The 21681-nt window shown below is 63.5% G+C and carries 24 protein-coding genes; 19 read left to right on the top strand and 5 right to left on the bottom strand.

The window, feature by feature from the left end:
• Positions 1-81 precede the first annotated feature (81 nt).
• The 7 genes from MAFF_RS07695 (at position 82) to MAFF_RS07665 (ending at position 6016) form a co-directional block, all read left to right on the top strand.
• Positions 82-816, top strand: a complete 735-nt coding sequence (locus MAFF_RS07695; RefSeq protein ID WP_044550615.1) for a gamma-glutamylcyclotransferase — start codon at positions 82-84, stop codon at positions 814-816.
• Positions 817-937: 121 nt separating this feature from the next.
• A complete protein-coding gene (locus MAFF_RS07690; protein ID WP_010910324.1) occupies positions 938-2293 on the top strand; it encodes an NAD(P)-dependent oxidoreductase in 1356 nt (451 codons plus the stop codon).
• 5 nt (positions 2294-2298) lie between these two features.
• The gene (locus MAFF_RS07685) at positions 2299-3141 is read left to right on the top strand and encodes a class I SAM-dependent methyltransferase (protein ID WP_010910323.1); all 843 of its coding nucleotides are present in this window, start codon (positions 2299-2301) and stop codon (positions 3139-3141) included.
• 12 nt (positions 3142-3153) lie between these two features.
• On the top strand, positions 3154-4467 hold the full coding sequence (gene preA, locus MAFF_RS07680) for an NAD-dependent dihydropyrimidine dehydrogenase subunit PreA (RefSeq protein ID WP_010910322.1): 1314 nt from the start codon (positions 3154-3156) through the stop codon (positions 4465-4467).
• A 109-nt stretch (positions 4468-4576) separates the two neighbouring features.
• Positions 4577-5101: an RrF2 family transcriptional regulator gene (locus MAFF_RS07675; RefSeq protein ID WP_010910321.1), complete on the top strand. Its 525-nt coding sequence runs from the start codon at positions 4577-4579 to the stop codon at positions 5099-5101.
• 11 nt (positions 5102-5112) lie between these two features.
• Positions 5113-5571 (top strand): carboxymuconolactone decarboxylase family protein, encoded by a 459-nt coding sequence (locus tag MAFF_RS07670; protein ID WP_010910320.1) that lies wholly within the window; start codon positions 5113-5115, stop codon positions 5569-5571.
• 67 nt (positions 5572-5638) lie between these two features.
• On the top strand, positions 5639-6016 hold the full coding sequence (locus MAFF_RS07665; RefSeq protein ID WP_044548071.1) for a DoxX family protein: 378 nt from the start codon (positions 5639-5641) through the stop codon (positions 6014-6016).
• Positions 6017-6025: 9 nt separating this feature from the next.
• Here the strand turns inward: MAFF_RS07665 and MAFF_RS07660 are convergent, their stop codons facing one another.
• Together MAFF_RS07660 and MAFF_RS07655 are read right to left on the bottom strand one after the other, a co-directional pair.
• Complete coding sequence (locus MAFF_RS07660) at positions 6026-6748, bottom strand: SDR family oxidoreductase (RefSeq protein WP_010910318.1); 723 nt, start codon at positions 6746-6748, stop codon at positions 6026-6028.
• Positions 6745-7584, bottom strand: a complete 840-nt coding sequence (locus tag MAFF_RS07655; protein ID WP_010910317.1) for an SDR family oxidoreductase — start codon at positions 7582-7584, stop codon at positions 6745-6747. Before MAFF_RS07655 ends, MAFF_RS07660 begins: the two co-directional genes overlap by 4 nt.
• A 104-nt stretch (positions 7585-7688) precedes the next feature.
• Between MAFF_RS07655 and MAFF_RS07650 the strand changes: the two genes are divergently transcribed.
• Positions 7689-8561 (top strand): helix-turn-helix transcriptional regulator, encoded by an 873-nt coding sequence (locus MAFF_RS07650; RefSeq protein ID WP_010910316.1) that lies wholly within the window; start codon positions 7689-7691, stop codon positions 8559-8561.
• An 18-nt stretch (positions 8562-8579) separates the two neighbouring features.
• Here the strand turns inward: MAFF_RS07650 and MAFF_RS07645 are convergent, their stop codons facing one another.
• Positions 8580-9215 carry a TetR family transcriptional regulator C-terminal domain-containing protein gene (locus tag MAFF_RS07645; protein WP_010910315.1) on the bottom strand — a complete coding sequence of 212 codons (636 nt, stop codon included), beginning with the start codon at positions 9213-9215 and terminating at the stop codon, positions 8580-8582.
• Between the two features lie 227 nt (positions 9216-9442).
• Between MAFF_RS07645 and MAFF_RS07640 the strand changes: the two genes are divergently transcribed.
• The 5 genes from MAFF_RS07640 to MAFF_RS07620 all read left to right on the top strand — a co-directional run bounded on the left by MAFF_RS07640 (position 9443) and on the right by MAFF_RS07620 (position 14389).
• A complete protein-coding gene (locus MAFF_RS07640) occupies positions 9443-10771 on the top strand; it encodes an aspartate aminotransferase family protein (protein ID WP_010910314.1) in 1329 nt (442 codons plus the stop codon).
• A 67-nt stretch (positions 10772-10838) separates the two neighbouring features.
• On the top strand, positions 10839-12089 hold the full coding sequence (locus MAFF_RS07635) for a Zn-dependent hydrolase (RefSeq protein ID WP_010910313.1): 1251 nt from the start codon (positions 10839-10841) through the stop codon (positions 12087-12089).
• A 65-nt stretch (positions 12090-12154) separates the two neighbouring features.
• Positions 12155-13606: a dihydropyrimidinase gene (gene hydA, locus MAFF_RS07630; protein WP_010910312.1), complete on the top strand. Its 1452-nt coding sequence runs from the start codon at positions 12155-12157 to the stop codon at positions 13604-13606.
• A gap of 2 nt (positions 13607-13608) precedes the next feature.
• A complete protein-coding gene (locus MAFF_RS07625; RefSeq protein WP_044548065.1) occupies positions 13609-13980 on the top strand; it encodes a hypothetical protein in 372 nt (123 codons plus the stop codon).
• Between the two features lie 25 nt (positions 13981-14005).
• A complete protein-coding gene (locus MAFF_RS07620) occupies positions 14006-14389 on the top strand; it encodes a hypothetical protein (RefSeq protein ID WP_244420735.1) in 384 nt (127 codons plus the stop codon).
• A gap of 17 nt (positions 14390-14406) precedes the next feature.
• On the opposite strand, the gene MAFF_RS07615 is transcribed toward MAFF_RS07620, so the two are convergent.
• Positions 14407-14811: a cupin domain-containing protein gene (locus MAFF_RS07615; protein ID WP_010910309.1), complete on the bottom strand. Its 405-nt coding sequence runs from the start codon at positions 14809-14811 to the stop codon at positions 14407-14409.
• Positions 14812-14941: 130 nt separating this feature from the next.
• Here MAFF_RS07615 and MAFF_RS07610 point away from each other — a divergent pair, with 130 nt between their 5' ends.
• From MAFF_RS07610 to MAFF_RS07590, 4 genes are all read left to right on the top strand, one after another.
• Positions 14942-15733, top strand: coding sequence for an ABC transporter ATP-binding protein (locus tag MAFF_RS07610; RefSeq protein ID WP_010910308.1), 792 nt, complete (start codon positions 14942-14944; stop codon positions 15731-15733).
• Between the two features lie 345 nt (positions 15734-16078).
• A complete protein-coding gene (locus MAFF_RS07600; RefSeq protein WP_010910307.1) occupies positions 16079-16957 on the top strand; it encodes an ABC transporter permease in 879 nt (292 codons plus the stop codon).
• Complete coding sequence (locus MAFF_RS07595) at positions 16954-18108, top strand: ABC transporter permease (RefSeq protein WP_032930852.1); 1155 nt, start codon at positions 16954-16956, stop codon at positions 18106-18108. Before MAFF_RS07600 ends, MAFF_RS07595 begins: the two co-directional genes overlap by 4 nt.
• A gap of 40 nt (positions 18109-18148) precedes the next feature.
• A complete protein-coding gene (locus tag MAFF_RS07590) occupies positions 18149-19120 on the top strand; it encodes an ABC transporter substrate-binding protein (protein ID WP_010910305.1) in 972 nt (323 codons plus the stop codon).
• A gap of 70 nt (positions 19121-19190) precedes the next feature.
• On the opposite strand, the gene MAFF_RS07585 is transcribed toward MAFF_RS07590, so the two are convergent.
• Complete coding sequence (locus tag MAFF_RS07585; RefSeq protein WP_010910304.1) at positions 19191-19649, bottom strand: Lrp/AsnC family transcriptional regulator; 459 nt, start codon at positions 19647-19649, stop codon at positions 19191-19193.
• Positions 19650-19770: 121 nt separating this feature from the next.
• Between MAFF_RS07585 and MAFF_RS07580 the strand changes: the two genes are divergently transcribed.
• Together MAFF_RS07580 and MAFF_RS07575 are read left to right on the top strand one after the other, a co-directional pair.
• Complete coding sequence (locus tag MAFF_RS07580) at positions 19771-21054, top strand: cystathionine gamma-synthase family protein (protein WP_010910303.1); 1284 nt, start codon at positions 19771-19773, stop codon at positions 21052-21054.
• Positions 21055-21205: 151 nt separating this feature from the next.
• Positions 21206-21649: a CHRD domain-containing protein gene (locus tag MAFF_RS07575; protein ID WP_010910302.1), complete on the top strand. Its 444-nt coding sequence runs from the start codon at positions 21206-21208 to the stop codon at positions 21647-21649.
• Positions 21650-21681: the final 32 nt, after the last annotated feature.

The following is a 21681-nucleotide window of genomic DNA, read 5'->3' as shown; positions in this document are numbered from 1 at the left end:
GACAATAATGCCTGCCCATGACATGCGTTCTCGGTTGCGTGCCCCGCGATTTTCGATTTCTCTACGGCAATGGGGGTGTTCATGCGCCAGATGTCGCTCACGCCGGAGCTTGTCGCACTGTGCCACAGGGAAGAGGCCGATCCCGGCCCAGACTTGAGTTGGACGGAGCTGAAGGACGGGGATTTCCAGACACTTGCATCGCGGCTGTCCGGCGAAGCGGATGAGGGGCCGCTGTGGGTGTTTGCCTACGGCTCGCTGATCTGGAAGCCGGAATTCGAATCGGTCGAGCAACGGCTCGCCACGGCCTTCGGCTGGCACCGCTCCTTTTGTCTCGACATGGTGCGCTGGCGCGGCAGTGCCGCGCAGCCGGGGCTGATGATGGCGCTCGAGCGCGGCGGACGCTGCAACGGGGTGATCTACCGCTTGCCGGAGGGTGAAAAGCCGGCGCAGATCGAAAGGTTGCTGCGACGCGAGATCAGCGACCATGAGAGCGTCAGCTCGGTTCGGTGGCTGCCGGTGCATACGGCGCAAGGCGCGCTCCGCGCACTCGGTTTCTGGGTTGGCGTAAAGGGCAGGGGAACGTCGCCGGGCCAGCCGCTGGACAGAGTGGCGAGCATATTGGCCAGGGCCTGCGGCCATATCGGCTCCGGCGCCGAATATCTCTACAACACGGTCAGCCACCTCGAAGCGTTCGGCATCCATGACCGAAATCTGTGGCGGCTGCAGGAACTGGTGGCGGACGAGGTGCGGGCAATCCATGGCCGGCCGGTCGACGAGGGCAGCGCACCCAGGCAAGAGCAACCCTCCATCGCATAACATGAGTGAAAAAATCATGTTTTTATCAAGGCTTTTCAGCAGCTTGCGCCGAAAATTGACCAATTGATAAAAAAATAAAACGTGCTAGCCTTCCCCAAAACGAAAACATGGGGAACTGACAATGCCAGAAGGCCAGTTCAAGGAAGGTATCGTCGGCGGCAGGCTTGCGGCCGAGCAGTACGCCGATAATTTTTCCGACCTGCATCCGCCGCTCGATCATCATGAGGGGTTGGTCGAATCCGACCGCTGCTATTTCTGCTATGACGCGCCATGCATGAACGCGTGCCCGACCTCGATCGACATCCCGCTGTTTATCCGTCAGATCTCGACCGGCAACCCGATCGGCTCAGCCAAGACCATCTTCGACCAGAACATTTTGGGCGGCATGTGCGCTCGCGTCTGCCCGACCGAGACGCTGTGCGAAGAGGTCTGCGTGCGCGAGGTGGCGGAAGGCAAGCCGGTGCAGATCGGACGCCTGCAGCGCTACGCCACCGATGTCGCCATGGCCGAGAACAAGCAGTTCTACCCGCGCGCGGAGCCGACCGGAAAGACGGTCGCCGTGGTCGGGGCCGGCCCGGCCGGCCTTGCCGCCGCGCACCGGCTCGCCCGTCATGGCCATGACGTAACCATACTGGAAGCACGGCCGAAGGCCGGCGGCCTCAACGAATACGGCATCGCCGCCTATAAGAGCGTCGACAATTTCGCCCAGGCCGAGGTCGAATATGTCACCGCGATCGGCGGCATCGACATCCAGAACGGCAAGGCGCTCGGCCGCGACTACCAGCTTTCCGACCTGATCCGCAACTACGACGCGGTGTTCCTCGGCATGGGGCTTGGCGGCGTCAACGCGCTGCGCGCCGATGGCGAGGATGCCGAAGGCGTCACCAATGCGGTGGAGTTCATCGCCGAGCTGCGCCAGGCCAGCGATCTCTCCGGCCTGCCGGTCGGCCGGCGCGTCGTCGTCATCGGCGGCGGCATGACGGCGATCGACGCCGCCGTGCAGTCTAAGCTGCTCGGCGCCGAGGAGGTGACGATCTGCTACCGTCGTGGTCAGGAGCACATGAACGCTTCTGGGTTCGAGCAGGATCTTGCCGCCGCCAACGGCGTCACCATCCGCCACTGGCTGCAGCCGAAGCGGGTGATCGCCGAGGCCGGCCAGGTGTCGGGCATCGAACTCGAATACACGGCATTGAAGGGCGACAAGCTCGCCGGCACCGGCGAGACGTTGACGCTCGTCGCCGACCAGGTGTTCAAGGCGATCGGCCAGAGCTTTGTCCCGGCCGCGCTCAACGGCAGCGAGGCCTCGATCGAGCTCGAAGCCGGCCGCATCAAGGTCGACGGGGAAGGGCGGACATCGCTGGCGAAAGTCTGGGCCGGCGGCGACTGCATCTTTGGCGGTGACGACCTGACCGTCTCGGCCGTGGCGCAAGGGCGCGATGCGGCGGAAAGCATACACAGGAGTCTGACGCAGGGATAAGGATCATGGCCACGGTGGAACCGGGCATCGCCCGTCACTACGACATAGCGGGTCTCGAGCAGCGCATCCTTGCCGCGCTCGCCGATACGGGCGTGGACGTTGCCCATCTGCGTGCCGACGATCTCGAAGCGGTCGACGAATTCCACATTGGCGGTGTCGCCGCCACAAGGGAACTCATCGGGCAGATGGGGCTGAAACCAGGAGCCATGCTGCTCGATATTGGTTCCGGTGTGGGCGGTCCCGCCCGTTTTGCCGCCAACGAAGCCGGCGCCGATGTCACCGGCATCGATCTCACGCAAAGCTATGTCGATATCGCGACCAGCCTGTCGAAGCGCGCGGGCATGGCCGACAGGACGCACTTCGTGCAAGGCAGCGCGCTGGACATGCCGTTCGCCGATGCCGGCTTCGACGCGGCCATGATCCTGCATGTCGGCATGAACCTTCCCGACAAGAAAAAGCTGATGGGCGAGGCCGCGCGTGTGCTCAAGCCGGGCGGCGTCTTCGCCGTCTACGACGTGATGCGGCTCAAGGACGGCGCGCTGACCTATCCGCTGCCATGGGCTTCGGACGAGAGCATGTCCTTCGTTGCCACGCCCGACGACTATCGCTCGGCTGCCACGGCTTCCGGCTTCTCCGTCGTCGCCGAGCGGCGGCGCGGTGCTTTCGCCATCGAATTCTTCGCCGCGATGCGTGCCCGGATGGCCGCCGCGCAAGCGGAGGGCAAGAAGCCGCCGCCCGGCGTCGGCCTCGTCATGGGCGAGGATGCCCGCAGCAAGATCGCCAATATCACCGCCGCGCTTGAAGGCGGTATTCTCGCACCCGTTGAACTGCTTCTTCGTCTCGGCTGAAAGGGACCTGTCATGGCAGACCTCCGCAACAATTTCGTCGGCATCAAATCGCCAAATCCGTTCTGGCTGGCTTCGGCGCCGCCGACCGACAAAGCCTACAATGTCATCCGCGCCTTCAAGGCAGGCTGGGGTGGCGTGGTGTGGAAGACGCTGGGCGAGGAAGGCCCGCCGGTCGTCAACGTCAACGGCCCGCGCTATGGCGCGATCTGGGGCGCCGACCGGCGCCTGCTTGGCCTCAACAACATCGAGCTGATCACCGACCGCGACCTGCAGACCAATCTGCGCGAGATGAAGCAGGTCAAGATGGACTGGCCCGACCGCGCGCTGATCGCCTCGATCATGGTGCCTTGCGAAGAGGCAAGCTGGAAAGCCATCCTGCCGCTGGTCGAGGAGACCGGCGCCGACGGCATCGAGCTCAATTTCGGCTGCCCGCATGGCATGTCGGAACGCGGCATGGGGGCGGCCGTCGGCCAGGTGCCGGAATATATCGAAATGGTGGTGCGCTGGTGCAAGCAGTATACGCGCATGCCCGTCATCACCAAGCTGACGCCCAACATCACCGACATCCGCAAGCCCGCGCGTGCCGCGCATGCCGGCGGCACCGACGCGGTGTCGCTGATCAACACCATCAATTCGATCACTGGTGTCGACCTCGACAGTTTCGCGCCGATGCCGACCATCGATGGCAAGGGCTCGCATGGCGGCTATTGCGGCCCGGCGGTGAAGCCGATCGCCATGAACATGGTGGCTGAAATCGCGCGCGATCCAGAGACACGCGGCCTGCCGATCTCGGGCATTGGCGGCATCACCACCTGGCGCGACGCCGCCGAATTCCTGGCGCTCGGCGCCGGCAATGTGCAGGTCTGCACGGCGGCGATGACCTACGGCTTCAAGATCGTGCAGGAGATGATCGCGGGTCTCGAAAACTGGATGGACGAGAAGGGCCACCGCTCGCTCGACGACATTATCGGCCGCGCCACGCCCAACGTCACCGACTGGCAGTATCTCAACCTCAACTATGTCGCCAAGGCGCATATCGACCAGGACGCTTGCATCAAATGCGGCCGCTGCCACATCGCCTGCGAGGACACTTCGCACCAGGCGATCACCAGCATGGTCGATGGCGTGAGGCATTTCGAGGTGATCGAGGCCGAATGCGTCGGCTGCAATCTGTGCGTCAATGTCTGCCCGGTCGAGAACTGCATCACCATGGAGCCGCTGGCCGCCGGCGTCATGGACCAGCGCACCGGCAAGCCGGTGTCGCCGATCTACGCCAACTGGACGACGCATCCGAACAACCCGATGGCCAAGGTGGCCGCGGAGTAGGGGCGGCATTCAACAAAAAAGCGGCGCCTTCGGGCGCCGTTTTTCATTTTCCTATTGCAGATGAAAAGTATCCACGATAAAAGATATCCATGAAATGGAGATCGGCATCATGAAGCTGGGCGAGGGCGTTGAGGCGGCCATCCACTGCACCGCCACGCTGGCGAGCGTCGAGGGCAACAGCACCATGCCGGGCGCTGCTCTCGCTGAGTGTTTCGGCCTGTCGGCGAGCTATCTGCTGAAACATCTCAACATGCTGACCGCCGCGAGCATCCTGGAATCGGTGCCGGGGCCGGCGGGCGGCTATCGGCTGGCGCGGGCGGCCGAACGCATCACTCTGCTCGATATCGTGCTGGCCATAGAAGGGCGTGAACCGGCATTTCGCTGCGGTGAGATCCGCCGCAACGGTCCGGTCAAGATCGATGCCTCGGCCTATGTCAAACCCTGCGGCATCAATGCCGCGATGCTCAAGGCAGAGCGCGCCTACCGGGCAGCGCTTGCTGAAGTGAAGCTGTCCGACATCGTGGCGGATTACGCGGCAGAAGGCGATCCGCGATCCTTTGCCGCCAGCTGCGCTTTCGTGGCGCGCCACCAGCGGCCGCAGAAATCCAGTTCAACCCCTCAAAAGCAAATGTGAAAGGACATCAGATGAAACAGAGGATGCAGTTTTTCGCCAAGGCGCCGGAGATCATGAAGGCGGTATCGGCACTCAACAAGGCCGTCGACGAATGCGGGCTGGAGATCAGCCTGCTGCACCTGATCAAGCTCAGGGCCTCGCAGATCAATGGCTGTTCCTTCTGCGTCGAAATGCACAGCCGCGAGGCGCGGCGCGACGGCGAAACCGAGCAGCGGCTCTATCTCGTCGCGGCCTGGAAGGAATCGCCGCTGTTTTCCGAACGCGAGCGCGCCGCCTTCGCCTGGACCGAGGCGGTGACCCTGATCGCCAACAATGGCGTATCGGACGAGCTCTATGCCCGCACGCTTGAGCATTTCTCGGAAGAGGAACTGGTCAAGCTGTCCGTCGCCCTCGGCATGATCAACACCTGGAACCGGCTGTGCGTCCCGTTCCAGGCCATTCATCCGATGCCGGCCGCCAAGGCTGCCTGATATTTCCATAGCCATGAGAGCGCCGTCGAGGAGGCGGCGCTCCCATTGTTTTCAAAGGGAGTGTTTCATGCCTGCCGATTTGCCATCGACCTTGTTGTTTCTCGGCCGCCTGTTACTCGGCGGCGCCTTCGTCGTCGCCGGCCTGCGCAACATCCAGAACGCGGCTTTCCTCACAGGGCTTATGGCCGCGCGCGGCGTGCCGCAGGCGCGGCTGGCGTTGTGGGCCGGCATTGTGCTGCAGATGATCGCCGGTGTCCTGGTGATGGCCGGCCTTTGGACGGCACTCGCCTGCGCGGTGCTGGTGCTGTTCCTGATCGTCGCCACGCCGATGTTCCACAATTTCTGGGATCATCAGGGCCCGGACCGCGCGGCGCGCATCAACGGCTTCGTCGGCAATGTCGCGCTGGGCGGCGGTTTCCTGACTCTGATCGCACAGTCGCTCTGACAGTCGACGTCACGCCGCGAACCGCAACCCACCGTCACAGGTCAGCACCTGGCCGGTCATGAAGCCGTTGGAGACGAGGAAGGCTATCGCGGAGGCGACATCCTCGGCGCGGCCGATGCGGCCGACCGGCGTCTTGCCGGCGTACTCGGCAAAGACCGCTTGCCGCTGTTCGTCGGGCAAAAAGTCCCACCACGGCGTGTCGATGACGCCGGGCGCCACGACGTTGACGCGCAGCGGCTTCAGTTCGACCGCCAGGATCGGCGCCACGGTCAAGAGCATGCCGTTGATGGCGCCGATACCCGCGATGCCAGGCATTGTGGCCTGAGCCGACACCGCCGATATGAAGGTGACCGAGCCCGATTTGTTCAGTGTCGGCAAAGCGGCCTGCAGGCAGGACAGTTGCGGCCGCACTTTCTCTTCGACGCCGCTGCCGATATCGGCAAGGTCAAGCGTTTCGAACGGGCCGAGGCCCTTGCCGCCGCTGGCCGCCAGGACGAGGTGGTCGAACGGGCCGAGGCGCTCGAAGAACTGGCGGACCTCGTCCGGCTTCGATGCATCGAACGCGGCCTTGTCGGCGGCACCGCCGAGGCTCTTCCAAGCGCTGATGAGCTTGTCCTGGTTGCGCCCGGTGATCGTCACCTTCATGCCCGGGCCGAGCAATTTTCGCGCGGTTGCCAGGCCGATGCCGGATGAGCCGCCGATGATGACTGTGTGTTCTGTTCTGTTGGTCATGAGTGCCGTTCCCTGGATTTTGAGGAGGCCGCGCCGACAAGGTCGCGGCTGAGGCTTCGCAATTGTTGTCTTGCCGTGGCGTCGTAGGCCTGGGCATCGGCGCGGGCTTCGCGCAGTCCGTCGAAATAGAGGCCGCTGCGGCCTTCGAGCGCGGGTGAGGCGGCAAGGTTGACGATGGCTTCGGCGCCGGTTTCGACCGAGCTCCATGGCGTCACGCCGGCCTGCCGGACCATGGTGGTGTTCATGTAGCTCGCCGGATGCAGCGCGTTGACGGTGACGCCGGTGCCTTTCAGCTGTTCCGCCAGATCGACGGTGAACAGGATTTGCGCCAGCTTGCTCTGGCAATAGGCGCGTACGCCGCTATAGCCGTGGGTGAGCATCACGTCGCCGAAGTCGATCGCTTGCTGGCCGGCCGAGGCGACATTGACGATGCGCGCCGGGGCGCTGGCCTTCAGCAGCGGCAGAAGCTCCGAGGTCAGCAGGAAACCGGCGAGATAGTTGACGGCGAAGCGCAGTTCGTAGCCATCGGCACTGACCTGCCGCTTGGCGGCTGCCGTGCCGATGCCGGCATTGTTGATGAGGATATCGAGCCGGTTCGTTCGGGCACGTACCGCCTCGGCGAGGTGGCGAATTTCGGCCAGCGAGGCGAGGTCGGCGGCGAAGAACTCGGCTCTGCCCCCAGCCGCTTCGATCTCGGCGACCGCTGCCTTGCCGCGCGCCGCATCGCGGCCATGCACCAGCACCCGGGCGCCGTCGGCGCCCAGCCTTTGCGCGACGACGCGGCCGACGCCGTCGGTCGAGCCAGTTATAAGGATTGTCTTGTCTTTCAGGTCCATGTCCAGAGCCTCCTGTCTGCTGCTCCAGATGCAAGATGGGACGTCTGGCCGATCTCAAACAGTTCAAACTTTATCCTGGTATCAATACTGCTATAATAAGCGTCATGGACGCTCCCTCCCATTCCGCTGAAGACAGCCGCCGGCGCGAACTCGGGGCTTTCCTGCGTTCGCGCCGTGAAAGGCTGACGCCCTCGGCGACCGGCATCTCGACCGGTCTCAGGCGCCGCACGCCGGGCCTGCGTCGCGAAGAGGTGGCGATGATCGCTGGTGTCGGCACCACCTGGTACACCTGGCTGGAACAGGGCAGGGATGTGCGCCCTTCGGTGGAGGTGCTGACGGCGCTCAGCGGCGCGCTGCGCTTGGACGCTGCAGAGAAGCGGCATCTGTTCACGCTCGCTGGCCGCCAGCTGCCGGAGCGGCGGCGCATCGCGGCGGGAAAGGTCGAAGGCCCCTTGCTGCATATGCTGCAAAGCCTTGTCCTGCAGCCCGCCTATGTCGTCGGTCCGCGCTGGGATGTGCTGGCCTGGAACGATGCGGCGGTTGCCATTTTCGGCGATTACGGCCAGCTCGAAGGTGACGCCCGCAACATCATCCACGGCGTGTTCACCGATCCGCACCGGCGGCATTTGCTGGCGGACTGGGAACAAGTGGCGCGCGCAACCCTTGCCGCGTTTCGCGCTGAGAGCGCCAGATATGTCGGCGATCCGGATTTCGAACGGCTGATCGCGCTGATGATGCGCTCAAGTCCCGAATTCCGGGAATGGTGGCCGCAGCGCGATGTCGTGCATCGCCTGTCGGGCATGAAACATCTGCGCCATCCGACCGCCGGCGCGATGGTGTTCGAGCATATGAGCCTGTCGATCGATGACGGCTCGGACATGAAGCTGATCGTCTACACGCCGCTCGCCGAACAGAACTCGATCGCCAAGCTGCAATCCTTGCTGGACGCGATGCCGGCCGAGCGGCGTAGCGCCTGAGCCGTCGTGGGCGGGGGGTCAGCCCCTCGGCTTCAGCCCCTCAAGAAACAATTGCTCCAAGAATCTTGCCGCGTCCTCGAAGCGGCCGTCGCCGCCGCGGTTCGGCCCGAGCACGGCGCGCACCTGGACGTCGAAATCGGCGTAGTGCTGCGTCGTTGCCCAGATCGAGAAGATCAGGTGCCAGGGATCGGTCTTGGCGATCTTGCCGGCGCGCATCCAACCCTTGATGACGGCGGCTTTCTCATCGACCAGCGTTTTCAACTCGCCCGCCAGCAGCGGCATGATGCGCGGCGCGCCCTGCAGGATTTCGTTGGCGAACAGCCGGCTCTCGCGCGGGAAATCGCGCGCCATTTCAAGCTTGCGCCTGATGTAGCTGCGCAGCTCAGTCATCGGATCGCCGATGTCGTCGAGTTCGCGCAGCGGCGCCAGCCAGGTGTCGAGCAGGCGCTGCATCAATGTCTCGTGAATGTCTTCCTTGCGGCGGAAGTAATAGAGCAGGTTGGGCTTCGACATGCCGGCCGCTTCGGCGATCTGGTCGATGGTCGAGCCGCGGAAGCCATGGGTGGAGAACACTTCGAGCGCCGCCTCCAGGATGAGTTCGCGCTTTTCCTGCTGGATACGCGTGCGGCGAGGGGCTTCTGTGCCGGTGTTCACCGTTGCGAACCCTCATGTTGGCGGTCATCTGGACCAATTCTCTGGACCAGTTTTTCCCTAGGCTGTGGAACGCACTTCAGGAGCCGCATTTCCGCTAGTAATCCCTTGACCGCCGACAGGGCGGTGCTAACGTTTGTCCAATCGGTCAAAAATTTGCGTAGCATGAAAACGGCGCAAAGACCAAGCGTTGGACGCACCGAAACAGGTTACAAGGGGAAGTCTTGGTCATGTCCAACCGGCTGAAAGTCACGCCGAACGATCTCAGCGCATTCTGGATGCCGTTCACGGCAAACCGGCAGTTCAAACAGGCGCCGCGTATGTTCGTGTCCGCCAAGGACATGCATTACACCACCAGCGATGGCCGCAAGGTGCTGGACGGCACCGCCGGTCTGTGGTGCGTCAACGCCGGCCACTGCCGGCCGAAGATCACCGAGGCGATCCAGCACCAGGCCGCCGAACTCGATTACGCGCCGGCCTTCCAGATGGGTCACCCGATCGTGTTCGAGCTGGCCAACCGCCTGGTCGACATCGCACCCAAGGGCATGGACCATGTCTTCTTCACCAATTCCGGTTCGGAATCGGTCGAGACGGCGCTGAAAATGGCGATCGCCTATCACCGCATGAAGGGCGAGGGCGCGCGCACCCGCCTGATCGGCCGCGAGCGCGGCTATCACGGCGTCAACTTCGGCGGCATCTCGGTCGGCGGCATCGTCTCCAACCGCAAGATGTTCGGCACGCTGCTCGGCGGCGTCGACCACATGCCGCACACGCATCTGCCGGAAAAGAACGCTTTCTCGAAGGGCGTGCCGGAATATGGCGCGGAGCTCGCCAACGAACTGGAGCGCATCGTCGCCCTGCATGACGCCTCGACCATCGCCGCCGTCATTGTCGAGCCGGTCGCCGGCTCCACCGGTGTCATCCTGCCGCCCAAGGGCTATCTGCAGAAGCTGCGCGAAATCTGCACCAAGCACGGCATCCTTTTGATATTCGACGAGGTCATCACCGGTTTCGGCCGTCTCGGCGCGCCGTTCGCGGCCGACTATTTCGGTGTGGTTCCCGATATCATGACCACCGCCAAGGGCGTCTCCAACGGCGTCATCCCGATGGGCGCGGTGTTCGTGAAGAAGGAAATCCACGACGCCTTCATGACCGGCCCCGAGCACATGATCGAGTTCTTCCACGGCTACACCTATTCGGGCAATCCGATCGCCTGCGCCGCGGCCTTGGGCACGCTCGACACCTACAAGGAAGAGGGCCTGCTCACCCGTGGCGAGGAACTGGCGCCCTATTGGGAGGACGCGTTGCATTCGCTGAAGGGCGAGCCGCATGTCATCGACATCAGGAACATCGGCCTGATCGGCGCGATCGAACTGGCGCCGATCGCCGGCAGCCCGACCAAGCGGGCCTTCTCGGCCTTCGTCAAGGCGTTCGAGCGCGGCGCGCTGATCCGCACCACCGGCGACATCATCGCGCTGTCGCCGCCGCTGATCATCACCAAGGGCCAGATCAACGAACTGATCGACCATGTGCGTGAAGTGCTGCGGTCGATCGACTAGCCTGGTCTATAAATCGGGCGGCGTTGGGAACCGCCGTCCGATTTTGAATGAAATGGAAGGATTTTGAATGGCCGCACCCGGCGAGAATCTGCGAATCAATTCAGACCGTTTGTGGGATTCGATAATGGAAATGGCGAAGATCGGCCCCGGCATTGCCGGCGGCAACAATCGCCAGACCGTGACCGACGAGGACGGCGAGGGCCGGCATCTGTTCAAGCGCTGGTGCGATGCCGCCGGGCTCGAAATGGGCGTCGACGAGATGGGCACGATGTTTGCCCGCCGTGAAGGTACCGACCCCAGCCTGCCGCCGGTCTATGTCGGCAGCCATCTCGACACCCAGCCGACCGGCGGCAAATATGATGGCGTGCTTGGCGTTCTCGGCGGGCTGGAGATCGTGCGCTCGCTCAACGATCTCGGCATCAAGACGAAACATCCGATCGTCGTCACCAACTGGACCAACGAGGAAGGCGCGCGCTTCGCGCCGGCGATGATGGCGTCGGGGGTGTTCGCCGGCGTGCTCGACCAGGCCGACGTCTACGAGCACACGGACAAGAACGGCAAGAAATTCGGCGAGGAGCTGGAGCACATCGGCTGGAAGGGCACCGAGAAGGTCGGCGCGCGCCAAATCCACGCCTTCTTCGAACTGCATATCGAGCAGGGTCCAATCCTCGAGGACGAGGACATCGACATCGGCGTCGTCACCCATGGCCAGGGCCTGAAATGGCTGCAGGTGACGCTGACCGGCAAGGAAGCCCATACCGGCTCGACGCCGATGCCCAAGCGCCGCAATGCCGGGCTCGGCATGGCCCGCGTGATAGAACTGGTGCACGAGATCGCTATGGACTACCAGCCGGATGCCGTCGGCGCGGTCGGGCACATGGAAGCCTATCCCAATTCGCGCAACATCATCGCCGGCCGCACCGTCTTCACCATCGACATCCGCTCGCCCGAGAAGGAAGTGCTCGACGCCATGGATGCGCGCGTCCGCGAAGGCATCGACACGATCTGCGAGGCGCTCGACATCCAGTACAAGGTCGAGCAGGTCGGCCATTTCGATCCGGTCACCTTCGATGCCGGCTGCGTGAAGGCGATCCGCGATGCCGCGGACCGCCTCGGCTATACGCACCGCAACATCGTCTCGGGTGCGGGCCACGACGCCTGCTGGATCAACCGCGTCGCGCCGACCGCCATGGTGATGTGCCCGTGCGTCGACGGGTTGTCGCACAACGAGGCCGAGGAGATCACCAAGGAATGGGCTTCGGCCGGCGCCGACGTGCTGTTCCACGCGGTTGTGGAGACCGCCGTCATCGTAGAGTGAACTTAGCCATCTAGATTCCAAACGCCGCTCGCAAAGAAGCGCGAAGAGAACAAGGGAACAAGACAATGACCAAAGTCATCAAGAACGGCACCATCGTCACCGCCGACCGAACGTGGAAGGCGGATGTGCTGGTCAAGCACGGCAAGATCGTTGCCATCGGTTCGGATCTGCATGGCGACCACGAGTTCGATGCCACCGGCTGTTATGTCATGCCGGGTGGCATCGACCCGCACACCCATCTCGAAATGCCATTCATGGGCACCTATTCGGCCGATGATTTCGAATCCGGCACGCGGGCCGCCCTTGCCGGCGGCACCACGATGGTGGTCGATTTCTGCCTGCCGGCGCCGCAGCAATCGCTGTTAGAGGCCCTGCAGATGTGGGACAACAAGACGTCCAAGGCTGCCTGCGACTATTCCTTCCACATGGCCATCACCTGGTGGGGCAAGCAGGTGTTCGACGAGATGGCGACCGTCGTCGACAAGGGCATCACCTCGTTCAAGCACTTCATGGCCTACAAAGGCGCGCTGATGGTGGACGACGACGAGATGTATGCGTCGTTCCAGCGCTGCGCCGACCTTGGCGCGCTGCCGCTGGTGCATGCCGAGAATGGCGACGTGGTCGCGGCCCTGTCGCAGAAACTGCTCGCCGCCGGCAACAACGGTCCCGAGGGCCATGCCTATTCGCGGCCGCCGGAAGTGGAAGGCGAGGCGACAAATCGGGCCATCATGATCGCCGACATGGCCGGCGTGCCGCTCTATGTCGTGCATGTCTCCTGCGAGCAGGCGCACGAGGCGATCCGCCGGGCACGCCAGAAAGGCATGCGCGTGTTCGGCGAACCGCTGGTCCAGCATCTGACGCTCGACGAGACGGAGTATTTCAACAAGGATTGGGACCATGCGGCGCGCCGCGTGATGAGCCCGCCCTTCCGCAACAAATTGCATCAGGATTCGCTGTGGGCCGGCCTGCAGGCCGGGTCGCTGCAGGTGGTGGCGACCGACCATTGCGCCTTCACCACCAAGCAGAAGCGCTTCGGCGTCGGCGATTTCACCAAGATCCCCAACGGCACAGGCGGCCTCGAGGACCGTCTGCCGGTGCTGTGGACCAAGGGCGTCAACACCGGGCGGCTGACGATGAATGAGTTCGTCGCGGTGACCTCGACCAACATCGCCAAGATCCTCAACATGTATCCGAAGAAGGGCGCCATCGTCGAAGGCGCCGACGCCGACATCATCGTCTGGGATCCGAAGCGCAAGAAAACCATCACCTCGAAGAAGCAGCAGTCGGTCATCGACTACAACGTCTTCGAAGGCGTCGAGGTGACCGGCCTGCCGCGCTTCGTCTTCTCCCGCGGCGAATTGTCGATCGAGGAGGCCGAGGTGAAGACAAAGCCCGGCCACGGCCAGTTCGTCGGCCGCGAGCCGAACGCCGCGGTCAACCGGGCGCTGTCGACGTGGAAGGAGATCACCGCGCCACGCAAGGTGGAACGCACCGGCATCCCGGCGACGGGGGTTTAAGCTTGGCGCGTTCGGCCGCGCTCATCTCGATGGTCTTGGCGGCAGTTGCCGGTGGCCCGGCGACCGCGGCTGGCGTGCTGGCAGGCTCCTGGGGCAATGATGTCGGCTGTGCCGGCATCAAGGCCGGTTATCAGAACAGTGATGCCTACATCCTGCTGACCGCGGAAGGCATCGAGACCTATGGCAGCGGTTGCCGGTTCGAGCAGCAATTGGCCCCTGTGCCAGGCCCGCAATCGCTGCGTTCGACCTGTTCCGCCGAAGGCGAGGCGGGAACGACGATTGAAACAGTCGTGGTCACCAACAAGGGTGCGGATGGCTTCGTCGTCACCATTCCCGGCCTTGAGGAACTGGGGCCGCTGCAATCATGTTCGTGATGTTGTGAGCATTGGGATCTGGGGGATGAGCATGCGCGGTTTCGGTTTGTCTGTTGCGATGACGCTTGTGCTGGCGGCGGGACAGGCTTCCGCGGCAAGCATTGATCTGTCGAAACCCTATGGCGACAAATATGGCTGCATCAACCGCAACGGCCAGGAAGTCGCCGCCGATCAGATGCTGCTTTTGACCGACAAGGAATTGATTACCGCCGCCAGCGCCTGCACGTTCACGAAGACGCAAGCGCAGGCTGACGGATCGCTGGTGGTCACGGCGACATGTGAGGCGGAAGGCGAAGAGGGACAGGCGCCGACCAATTTCACCATCAAGCGCAGTGCCAAGAACGCCAAGAAGCTGACGATCGCCGATGCGGACGGCAATGTGATGGGGGAAGTCTCGCGGTGCAAATGACGGCGATCCCGTCGACCTCAGGCGACCAGCGCATCCAGTTCCGGCAGCAGGACGACACTCTCCTGTTCGTTGGGATCGGTCCGGGCAATGACGGCCGAGGACGGGGCGCTGCTCAGATTGGCCGGCAGGTGCGGCACGCCGGCCGGAATGTAGAAGAGGTCGCCGGCCTTGACGACGATGTGGTGTTCGAGCCGGTCGCCATACCAGGTATGGACCTCGCCGGAGAGCACGTAGATCGCCGTTTCATGGTTCTCGTGCAGATGCGCTTTGGCGCGGGCGCCAGGCGGCATGGTGAGCACGTGCATGCAGATGCCGGAGGAGCCGACCGACTCCGTGGCGATGCCGGCGAAATAGGTCAATCCCTGCTTGCCTTCATAAGTGCTTTCAGGGCGGATAAGATGACAAGTGGGTTTGGGCGACATCGGGGAACTCCGGGCGTCGATTTGCGTGGAACAGGGCCAATGGGACAGGGCGAGTGGAAAACAACATCGCGATAAAAGCAATCGGATTCCGGCCGGCGCCCCGTTGGCGGGAACAGGCAGGCAACGGCCGATGACAGGGATTTCGCCAGCCGTCGTCGCGGCAAGCAAACTTGGCCTCACCTTCCAGACCAATGACGGCCCCGTCCAGGCGCTGTCCAATGTCGACCTGACCATCGGCAAGGGGGAATTCGTCTCCTTCATCGGACCGTCGGGCTGCGGCAAGACCACGCTGCTGCGCGTCATCGCCGATCTGGAGAAGCCGACATCGGGCACGATCTCGGTCAACGGCATGACGCCCGAACAGGCGCGCGAGAAGCGCGCCTATGGCTATGTCTTCCAGGCCGCCGCGCTGTTTCCGTGGCGCACCATCGAACGCAATGTCGGGCTGCCGCTGGAGATCATGGGGCTGTCGAAGGCGGAGCAGGCGGAACGCATCAAGCGCACGCTCGATCTCGTCAACCTGTCGGGCTTCGAGAAGAAATACCCCTGGCAGTTGTCCGGCGGCATGCAGCAGCGCGCCTCGATCGCCCGAGCGCTGGCCTTCGACGCCGACCTGCTTTTAATGGACGAGCCGTTCGGCGCGCTGGACGAGATCGTTCGCGACCACCTCAACGAGCAATTGCTGCAGCTGTGGGCGCGCACCAACAAGACGATCTGCTTCGTCACCCACTCGATTCCGGAAGCCGTGTATCTGTCGACGCGCATCGTCGTCATGTCGCCGCGCCCTGGCCGCGTCAGCGACATCATCGAATCGACGCTGCCGAAGGAGCGGCCGCTCGACATCCGCGAGACGCCCGAGTTCCTGGCGATCGCCGCGCGCGTGCGCGATGGGCTGCGGGCAGGGCACAGCTATGATGATTGAGCGGCCTCGCCAGAGAACGCCCCACGCGTTCGTCATCCTAGGGCGGAGCAAGGAGCGAAGCGACGCGGCGCAGACCCTAGGATCCATGCCGTTACCTCTGCGCTCCGCAACGGTGCTGAACATGGCTCCTTGCGCCTCGCACTGCTTGGCGGGCATTCTCAGCCGCTTGCGCCCTTCGACCAACGTCACGGAATGGATCCTAGGGTCTGCGCGACGCTTCGCGCCGCTCCGCCCTAGGATGACGAAAAGAATGAACGTCGCGTCAGCGAAAACGAGCACGTTCGGCCTCCGCTTCGCTCCGGCCACCCTCTCCCCGGCGGGGAGAGGAGAAGGGGAGCGCTCCTGATGGACTCCTTCCGTTCCAAGCTCGTCCCCGTAACCTCGATCCTCGCCGGCGTGGTCGTGCTCTGGTACGTCTTTGCCGTCATCCTCAACGCGCCGTTCCAGCGTGATCTCGACAGCCGGGCCAATCAAACGCCCGGCGCTGTCGAGTTCATCGGCAAGACGCTGGCGCAGCCGAAGCCGACGCTGCCGGCGCCGCATCAGGTGGCGGTGAACTTCTTCGAAAACACGTTCCTGCGGCCCATCACATCGAGCCGCAGCCTCGTCTACAACGCCTGGGTGACACTGTCGTCGACGCTGCTCGGCTTCGCCTTCGGCACGGCGCTCGGCATCATCATCGCCGTCGGCATCGTGCATGTGGCAACGCTCGACCGCAGCCTGATGCCGTGGATCATCGCCTCGCAGACCATTCCGATCCTGGCGGTGGCGCCGATGATCATCGTGGTGCTCGCGGCTATCGGCGTCACCGGGCTGATCCCGAAGGCGATGATCTCGACCTATCTGTCGTTCTTTCCGGTCACCGTCGGTATGGTGAAGGGGCTGCGCTCGCCCGAGATCATGCATCTCGACCTGATGCACACCTACAATGCCAGCGCCTCGCAGACCTTCTGGAAGCTGCGCGTGCCGGCCTCGGTGCCGTTCCTGTTCACCTCGATGAAGGTGGCGGTAGCGGCGAGCCTGGTCGGCGCCATCGTCGGCGAACTGCCGACAGGTGCTGTCGCCGGCATCGGCGCCAAGCTCCTCGCCGGCGCCTATTACAGCCAGTCCATCGACATCTGGTCGGCGCTGGTCGCCGGTTCGATCGTGGCGGCACTGCTGGTCATGGTGGTCGGCATTGCCGGGCGCATCGTCGACCGCGCCATGGGCGGGAGGCCGGCATGAACTGGCTGAAACCCTCCTGGCAAGCGGTGCTTGCGATCGTGTTGTGCGTGATCGCTATCGCGCTCGGCGCGATGTCGAAGCCGGAAGCGGCAGCGCTTGCGGACCCGACCGTCAGCATCAACTATCCCTATCTCGGAACCAAGGGCTTGATGTTCGGCCTGGCGATCGTGGCGGCGCTGATCTCGATGATCAGGATTCCGTTGCTTGCAGAGGCCGTCGTGCTGTTCGTCGGCGCTCATCTCGTTGCCTGGCTGCTGATCTCGGGCATTGCGGGGTTCGAAGGCACGGCCTTGGCGCCGTACTTCCTGCTGCTCGCGGCCGCCTGGCTGCTTGGCTGGCGCTGCGTTGCGGTGCTGTCAGGGCTTCGCCCGATGGCGGGCTCGGCCCGCAACGCCCTGCGCCTGATCATCCCGGCCATCTTCGGCGCCTGGATCCTGATCATCTGGGAAGCGGTGACGCGTGGCGCCGGCATCCCCTTCATCCTGTTGCCGCCGCCAAGCGCCATCGGAGCGCGCATCGCCGGTTCGTTGCCAGTGCTTGGCGCCGATGTCCGGCAGACCATCTTCAAGGCGGTGATCTTCGGCTATGTCGTCGGCAGCGGTGCGGGCTTCATCACCGCGATCCTCGCCGACCGCGTGCCGTTCCTGCGGCGCGGGCTCTTGCCGATCGGCAACATGGTCTCGGCACTGCCGATCATCGGCGTGGCGCCCATCATGGTCATGTGGTTCGGCTTCGACTGGCAGTCCAAGGCGGCGGTCGTCATCATCATGACCTTCTTCCCGATGCTGGTGAACACGGTCGCCGGGCTCGCCGCTTCAGGCCATATGGAGCGCGACCTGATGCGAACCTATGCGTCGGGCTACTGGCCGACGCTGATCAAGCTCAGGCTGCCGGCAGCCGCCCCCTTCATCTTCAACGCGCTGAAGATCAACTCGACGCTGGCGCTGATCGGCGCCATCGTCGCCGAGTTCTTCGGCACGCCCGTCGTCGGCATGGGCTTCCGCATCTCGACCGAAGTCGGGCGGATGAACATCGACATGGTCTGGGCCGAAATCGCAGTTGCAGCACTTGCGGGTTCGGTCTTTTATGGCGTGGTCGCTCTTGTCGAAAGAGCCGTCACGTTTTGGCATCCCTCTGTCCGTGGTGGATAGGGGCGGTGGGTTTAGGACACTAACTTCAGAGGGTAAAAGAATGAAAAAACTGATTATTCCCGTTCTGGCCGGCGCGATGTCGCTGGCCGCTTTCCAGGCAATGGCCGCCGACAAGGTGACGTTGCAGCTGAAATGGGTCACGCAGGCCCAGTTTGCCGGCTACTATGTCGCCAAGGCCAAGGGTTTCTATGAAGCAGAAGGCCTCGACGTCGACATCAAGCCTGGCGGCCCCGACATCGCGCCCGAGCAGGTGATCGCCGGCGGCGGCGCCGATGTCATCGTCGACTGGATGGGCGGCGCGCTCGCCGCGCGCGAAAAGGGCGTGCCGCTGGTCAACATCGCCCAGCCGTTCAAGAAGGCCGGCATGGAACTGGTCTGCCCGAAGGACGGCCCGATCAAGACAGAAGCCGACTTCAAGGGCCACACGCTCGGCGTCTGGTTCTTCGGCAACGAATATCCGTTCTACGCCTGGATGAACAAGCTTGGCCTGAAGACCGATGGCGGCAAGGACGGCGTCACCGTGCTCAAGCAGAGTTTTGACGTGCAGCCGCTGATCCAGAAGCAGGCCGATTGCATCTCGGTCATGACATACAACGAGTACTGGCAGCTGATCGACGCCGGCTACAAGCCGGAACAGCTCACCGTGTTCAACTACTCGGCGATGGGCAACGACCTGCTCGAGGACGGGCTCTATGCGTCCGAAGACAAGCTCAAGGATCCGGCCTTTGCCGACAAGATGGTGCGTTTCGTGCGCGCCTCGATGAAGGGCTGGAAATACGCCGTCGACAACAATGACGAAGCGGCAGGCATCGTCATGGATGGCGGCGGCCAGGACGAGAACCACCAGAAGCGCATGATGAGCGAAGTCGCCAAGCTGATCGACAATGCCGACGGCAAACTCGACCCGGCGACCTATGAGCGCACCGCCAAGGCGCTGCTCGACCAGAAGATCATCACCAAGGAGCCGAAAGGCGCCTACACCACCGCGATCACCGACAAGGCGATTAAGTAAACCTGCGCGAGCGTGATCCGCAAAAGATCATGCTCAACCGACAAGATGGAGCGGCGCCCCTGGCCAAATGTCAGAGGCGCCGTTCCTTTATGGTGTTCATGACGAAGCTGGTCTCGATCGAGGCGACGCATTTCAGCCGCGCGATCTTTTCCTTGATGAAGCGCTCGTATTGTTCGAGGTTGCCAGTCACCACCTTCAGCACATAATCGCGCGAACCGGTGACGAGATGGCATTCCAGCACCTCGTCCCAGCCGCGGATCGCCTCCTCGAACATGACGATCTCGTCCTCGTTCTGCCGGCTGAGCCGGATGGTGGCGATGGCGACCATGCTCCAGCCGAAGGCGGCGGGATCGACCAGCGTGGTGTAACCCCTGATGACGCCCGTCTCCTCCAGCCGCCGCACGCGCCTGAGACAAGGCGACGGCGACAGGCCGATGCGCTCGGCGAGCTCGTTGTTGGTGATGCGGGCGTCATCACGCAATTCGCGCAGAATCCTCAGGTCGAAATCGTCGGCTATCTTCTGCTGCACTTTCTATCACTCCAGGCAATTTCTTGCCGGCAAGCAGCCATGCGCGGCCGAAAATAGCAAGGACTGGCCGATCTAGATCGCATAAATTGCGGCACGACATCCCTCGAAAGCAGGAAAAGCCATGACCGCGCCACGCCCGTCGAAAACCCATATCGGCAACCATAAGCTCCATCCGGAGACGCTGATGCTGAGCTATGGCTTCGATCCGCAGCTTTCGGAAGGCGCGGTCAAGCCGCCGGTGTTCCTGACCTCGACCTTCGTGTTCAAATCGGCAGAAGAGGGGCGCGATTTCTTCGACTACACGTCCGGCCGCAAGGAACCGCCGAGCGGCACGGCGTCGGGTCTCGTCTATTCACGGTTCAACCATCCCAACAGCGAGATCGTCGAGGACCGGCTGGCGATCTATGAGGGCACGGATGCCTGCATCCTGTTTTCATCCGGCATGTCGGCGATCGCCACGACACTGCTCGCCTATGCCCGTCCGGGCGACGTCATACTGCATTCGCAACCGCTCTATGGCGGCACCGAGACGCTGCTGACACGCACGCTGTCGGGCTTCGGCATCGGCGCTGTCGGCTTCGCCGATGGTGTCGACGAGAAGGCGGTGCGCGCAGCCGCCGATGCCGCGGTGGCGAAGGGGCGCGTTTCGGTCATCCTGATCGAGACGCCGTCCAATCCGACCAACAGCCTGGTCGATATCGCGCTGATGCGGATGATCGCCGACGAGATTGGTGCGAGCCAAGGGTCAGCACCGATCATCGTCTGCGACAACACGCTGCTCGGCCCGGTGTTCCAGCGGCCGATCGAACATGGCGCCGATGTCTCCGTCTATTCGCTGACCAAATATGTCGGCGGCCACTCCGACCTGATCGCGGGCGCGGCCATGGGCAGCAAGGCGGTCACCAAGCCGATCAAAGCGCTGCGCGGCGCGATCGGCACGCAGCTCGACCCGCATTCCTGCTGGATGCTCGGCCGTTCGCTGGAGACGCTGTCAATCCGCATGGAGCGGGCCAACGACAATGCGCGCCTGGTCGCGGAATTCCTGCGCGATCATGCCAAGGTCGAGAAGGTGCACTATCTGCCGTTCCTGGGCGAGGATACGCCGGCGGGGCGCGCCTATGTGAGGCAATGCAGCGGCGCCGGCTCGACCTTCTCCTTCGACATCAAAGGCGGAGAGAAGGCGGCTTTCGCGTTTCTCAACGCCCTGCAGATCTTCAAGCTGGCGGTAAGTCTCGGCGGCACCGAGTCGCTCGCCAGCCATCCGGCGGCCATGACCCATTCCGGCATTCCCTTCGACGTGCGCCAGCGCATCGGCGTCCTGGAGACCACGGTCAGGCTGTCGATCGGTGTCGAGCATCCGGACGATCTGATCGCCGACCTGACGCAGGCGCTGGCGGCGGTCTGACGGCTCTCTCGGGACGCCGGAAGGGGCGAGCGATCGCCCTTTCTTCACAAATCCGTGTTCAGGGAAACATTGCGTCTCCCAGCCGTTGCAGTTGAGGCATGCGCGCGCCGGGGGAGCAGCGACGTGTGCGACATTCAATCGGAGGTTCTTCATGCGCACATATTCTTTCCTGCCGGTGCTTTCGGCCCTGGCCGTATCGACCGCCTTTCTGCTCGCTTCGCCAGCAATGGCCGAGGTGGTGAAGTACAAGGCAACGCTCGATGGCGGCCAGCAGAACCCGCCCGTCACCACCAAGGGCAAAGGCACCGCCACGCTCACCTTCGACACCACCAAGAAAAAGCTCAGCTGGGACGTCAAATATTCCGGCCTCAGCGGACCGGCGACGGCAGCGCATATTCACGGCCCGGCGGCGATGGGTGCGAATGCCGCTCCCGTCATCCCGTTCAAAGGCAAGCTCAAGAGCCCGATCAAGGGCTCGGCAACGCTGACGGACGCGCAGGCCGCCGACCTGGCCGCCGGCAACTATTATGTCAATGTTCACACCGCCGCCAACAAGGATGGCGAGATCCGCGGCCAGATCGAGGCGGCGAAATAGCGGAACCGCTTGGACAAAAGGGGCGGGCTGCC

The organism is Mesorhizobium japonicum MAFF 303099, from assembly GCF_000009625.1.
Taxonomy (GTDB): domain Bacteria; phylum Pseudomonadota; class Alphaproteobacteria; order Rhizobiales; family Rhizobiaceae; genus Mesorhizobium; species Mesorhizobium japonicum.
The sequence above is the reverse complement of the archived record's forward strand: the minus strand, read 5'-3'. Positions and strand labels throughout refer to the sequence as shown.

Bases quoted from the DNA above. Each gene is read 5' to 3' on its own strand.
- MAFF_RS07685 (WP_010910323.1), top strand. From the start codon at position 2,299: ATGGCCACGGTGGAACCGGGCATCGCCCGTCACTACGACATAGCGGGT.
- MAFF_RS07635 (WP_010910313.1), top strand. From the start codon at position 10,839: ATGGCCGCACCCGGCGAGAATCTGCGAATCAATTCAGACCGTTTGTGG.
- MAFF_RS07580 (WP_010910303.1), top strand. From the start codon at position 19,771: ATGACCGCGCCACGCCCGTCGAAAACCCATATCGGCAACCATAAGCTC.
- MAFF_RS07675 (WP_010910321.1), top strand. From the start codon at position 4,577: ATGAAGCTGGGCGAGGGCGTTGAGGCGGCCATCCACTGCACCGCCACG.
- hydA (WP_010910312.1), top strand. From the start codon at position 12,155: ATGACCAAAGTCATCAAGAACGGCACCATCGTCACCGCCGACCGAACG.
- MAFF_RS07620 (WP_244420735.1), top strand. From the start codon at position 14,006: ATGAGCATGCGCGGTTTCGGTTTGTCTGTTGCGATGACGCTTGTGCTG.
- MAFF_RS07655 (WP_010910317.1), bottom strand. From the start codon at position 7,584: ATGGACCTGAAAGACAAGACAATCCTTATAACTGGCTCGACCGACGGC.
- MAFF_RS07610 (WP_010910308.1), top strand. From the start codon at position 14,942: ATGACAGGGATTTCGCCAGCCGTCGTCGCGGCAAGCAAACTTGGCCTC.
- MAFF_RS07615 (WP_010910309.1), bottom strand. From the start codon at position 14,811: ATGTCGCCCAAACCCACTTGTCATCTTATCCGCCCTGAAAGCACTTAT.
- MAFF_RS07650 (WP_010910316.1), top strand. From the start codon at position 7,689: ATGGACGCTCCCTCCCATTCCGCTGAAGACAGCCGCCGGCGCGAACTC.
- MAFF_RS07695 (WP_044550615.1), top strand. From the start codon at position 82: ATGCGCCAGATGTCGCTCACGCCGGAGCTTGTCGCACTGTGCCACAGG.
- MAFF_RS07590 (WP_010910305.1), top strand. From the start codon at position 18,149: ATGAAAAAACTGATTATTCCCGTTCTGGCCGGCGCGATGTCGCTGGCC.
- MAFF_RS07665 (WP_044548071.1), top strand. From the start codon at position 5,639: ATGCCTGCCGATTTGCCATCGACCTTGTTGTTTCTCGGCCGCCTGTTA.
- MAFF_RS07670 (WP_010910320.1), top strand. From the start codon at position 5,113: ATGAAACAGAGGATGCAGTTTTTCGCCAAGGCGCCGGAGATCATGAAG.
- MAFF_RS07595 (WP_032930852.1), top strand. From the start codon at position 16,954: ATGAACTGGCTGAAACCCTCCTGGCAAGCGGTGCTTGCGATCGTGTTG.
- MAFF_RS07575 (WP_010910302.1), top strand. From the start codon at position 21,206: ATGCGCACATATTCTTTCCTGCCGGTGCTTTCGGCCCTGGCCGTATCG.
- preA (WP_010910322.1), top strand. From the start codon at position 3,154: ATGGCAGACCTCCGCAACAATTTCGTCGGCATCAAATCGCCAAATCCG.
- MAFF_RS07640 (WP_010910314.1), top strand. From the start codon at position 9,443: ATGTCCAACCGGCTGAAAGTCACGCCGAACGATCTCAGCGCATTCTGG.
- MAFF_RS07660 (WP_010910318.1), bottom strand. From the start codon at position 6,748: ATGACCAACAGAACAGAACACACAGTCATCATCGGCGGCTCATCCGGC.
- MAFF_RS07600 (WP_010910307.1), top strand. From the start codon at position 16,079: ATGGACTCCTTCCGTTCCAAGCTCGTCCCCGTAACCTCGATCCTCGCC.
- MAFF_RS07690 (WP_010910324.1), top strand. From the start codon at position 938: ATGCCAGAAGGCCAGTTCAAGGAAGGTATCGTCGGCGGCAGGCTTGCG.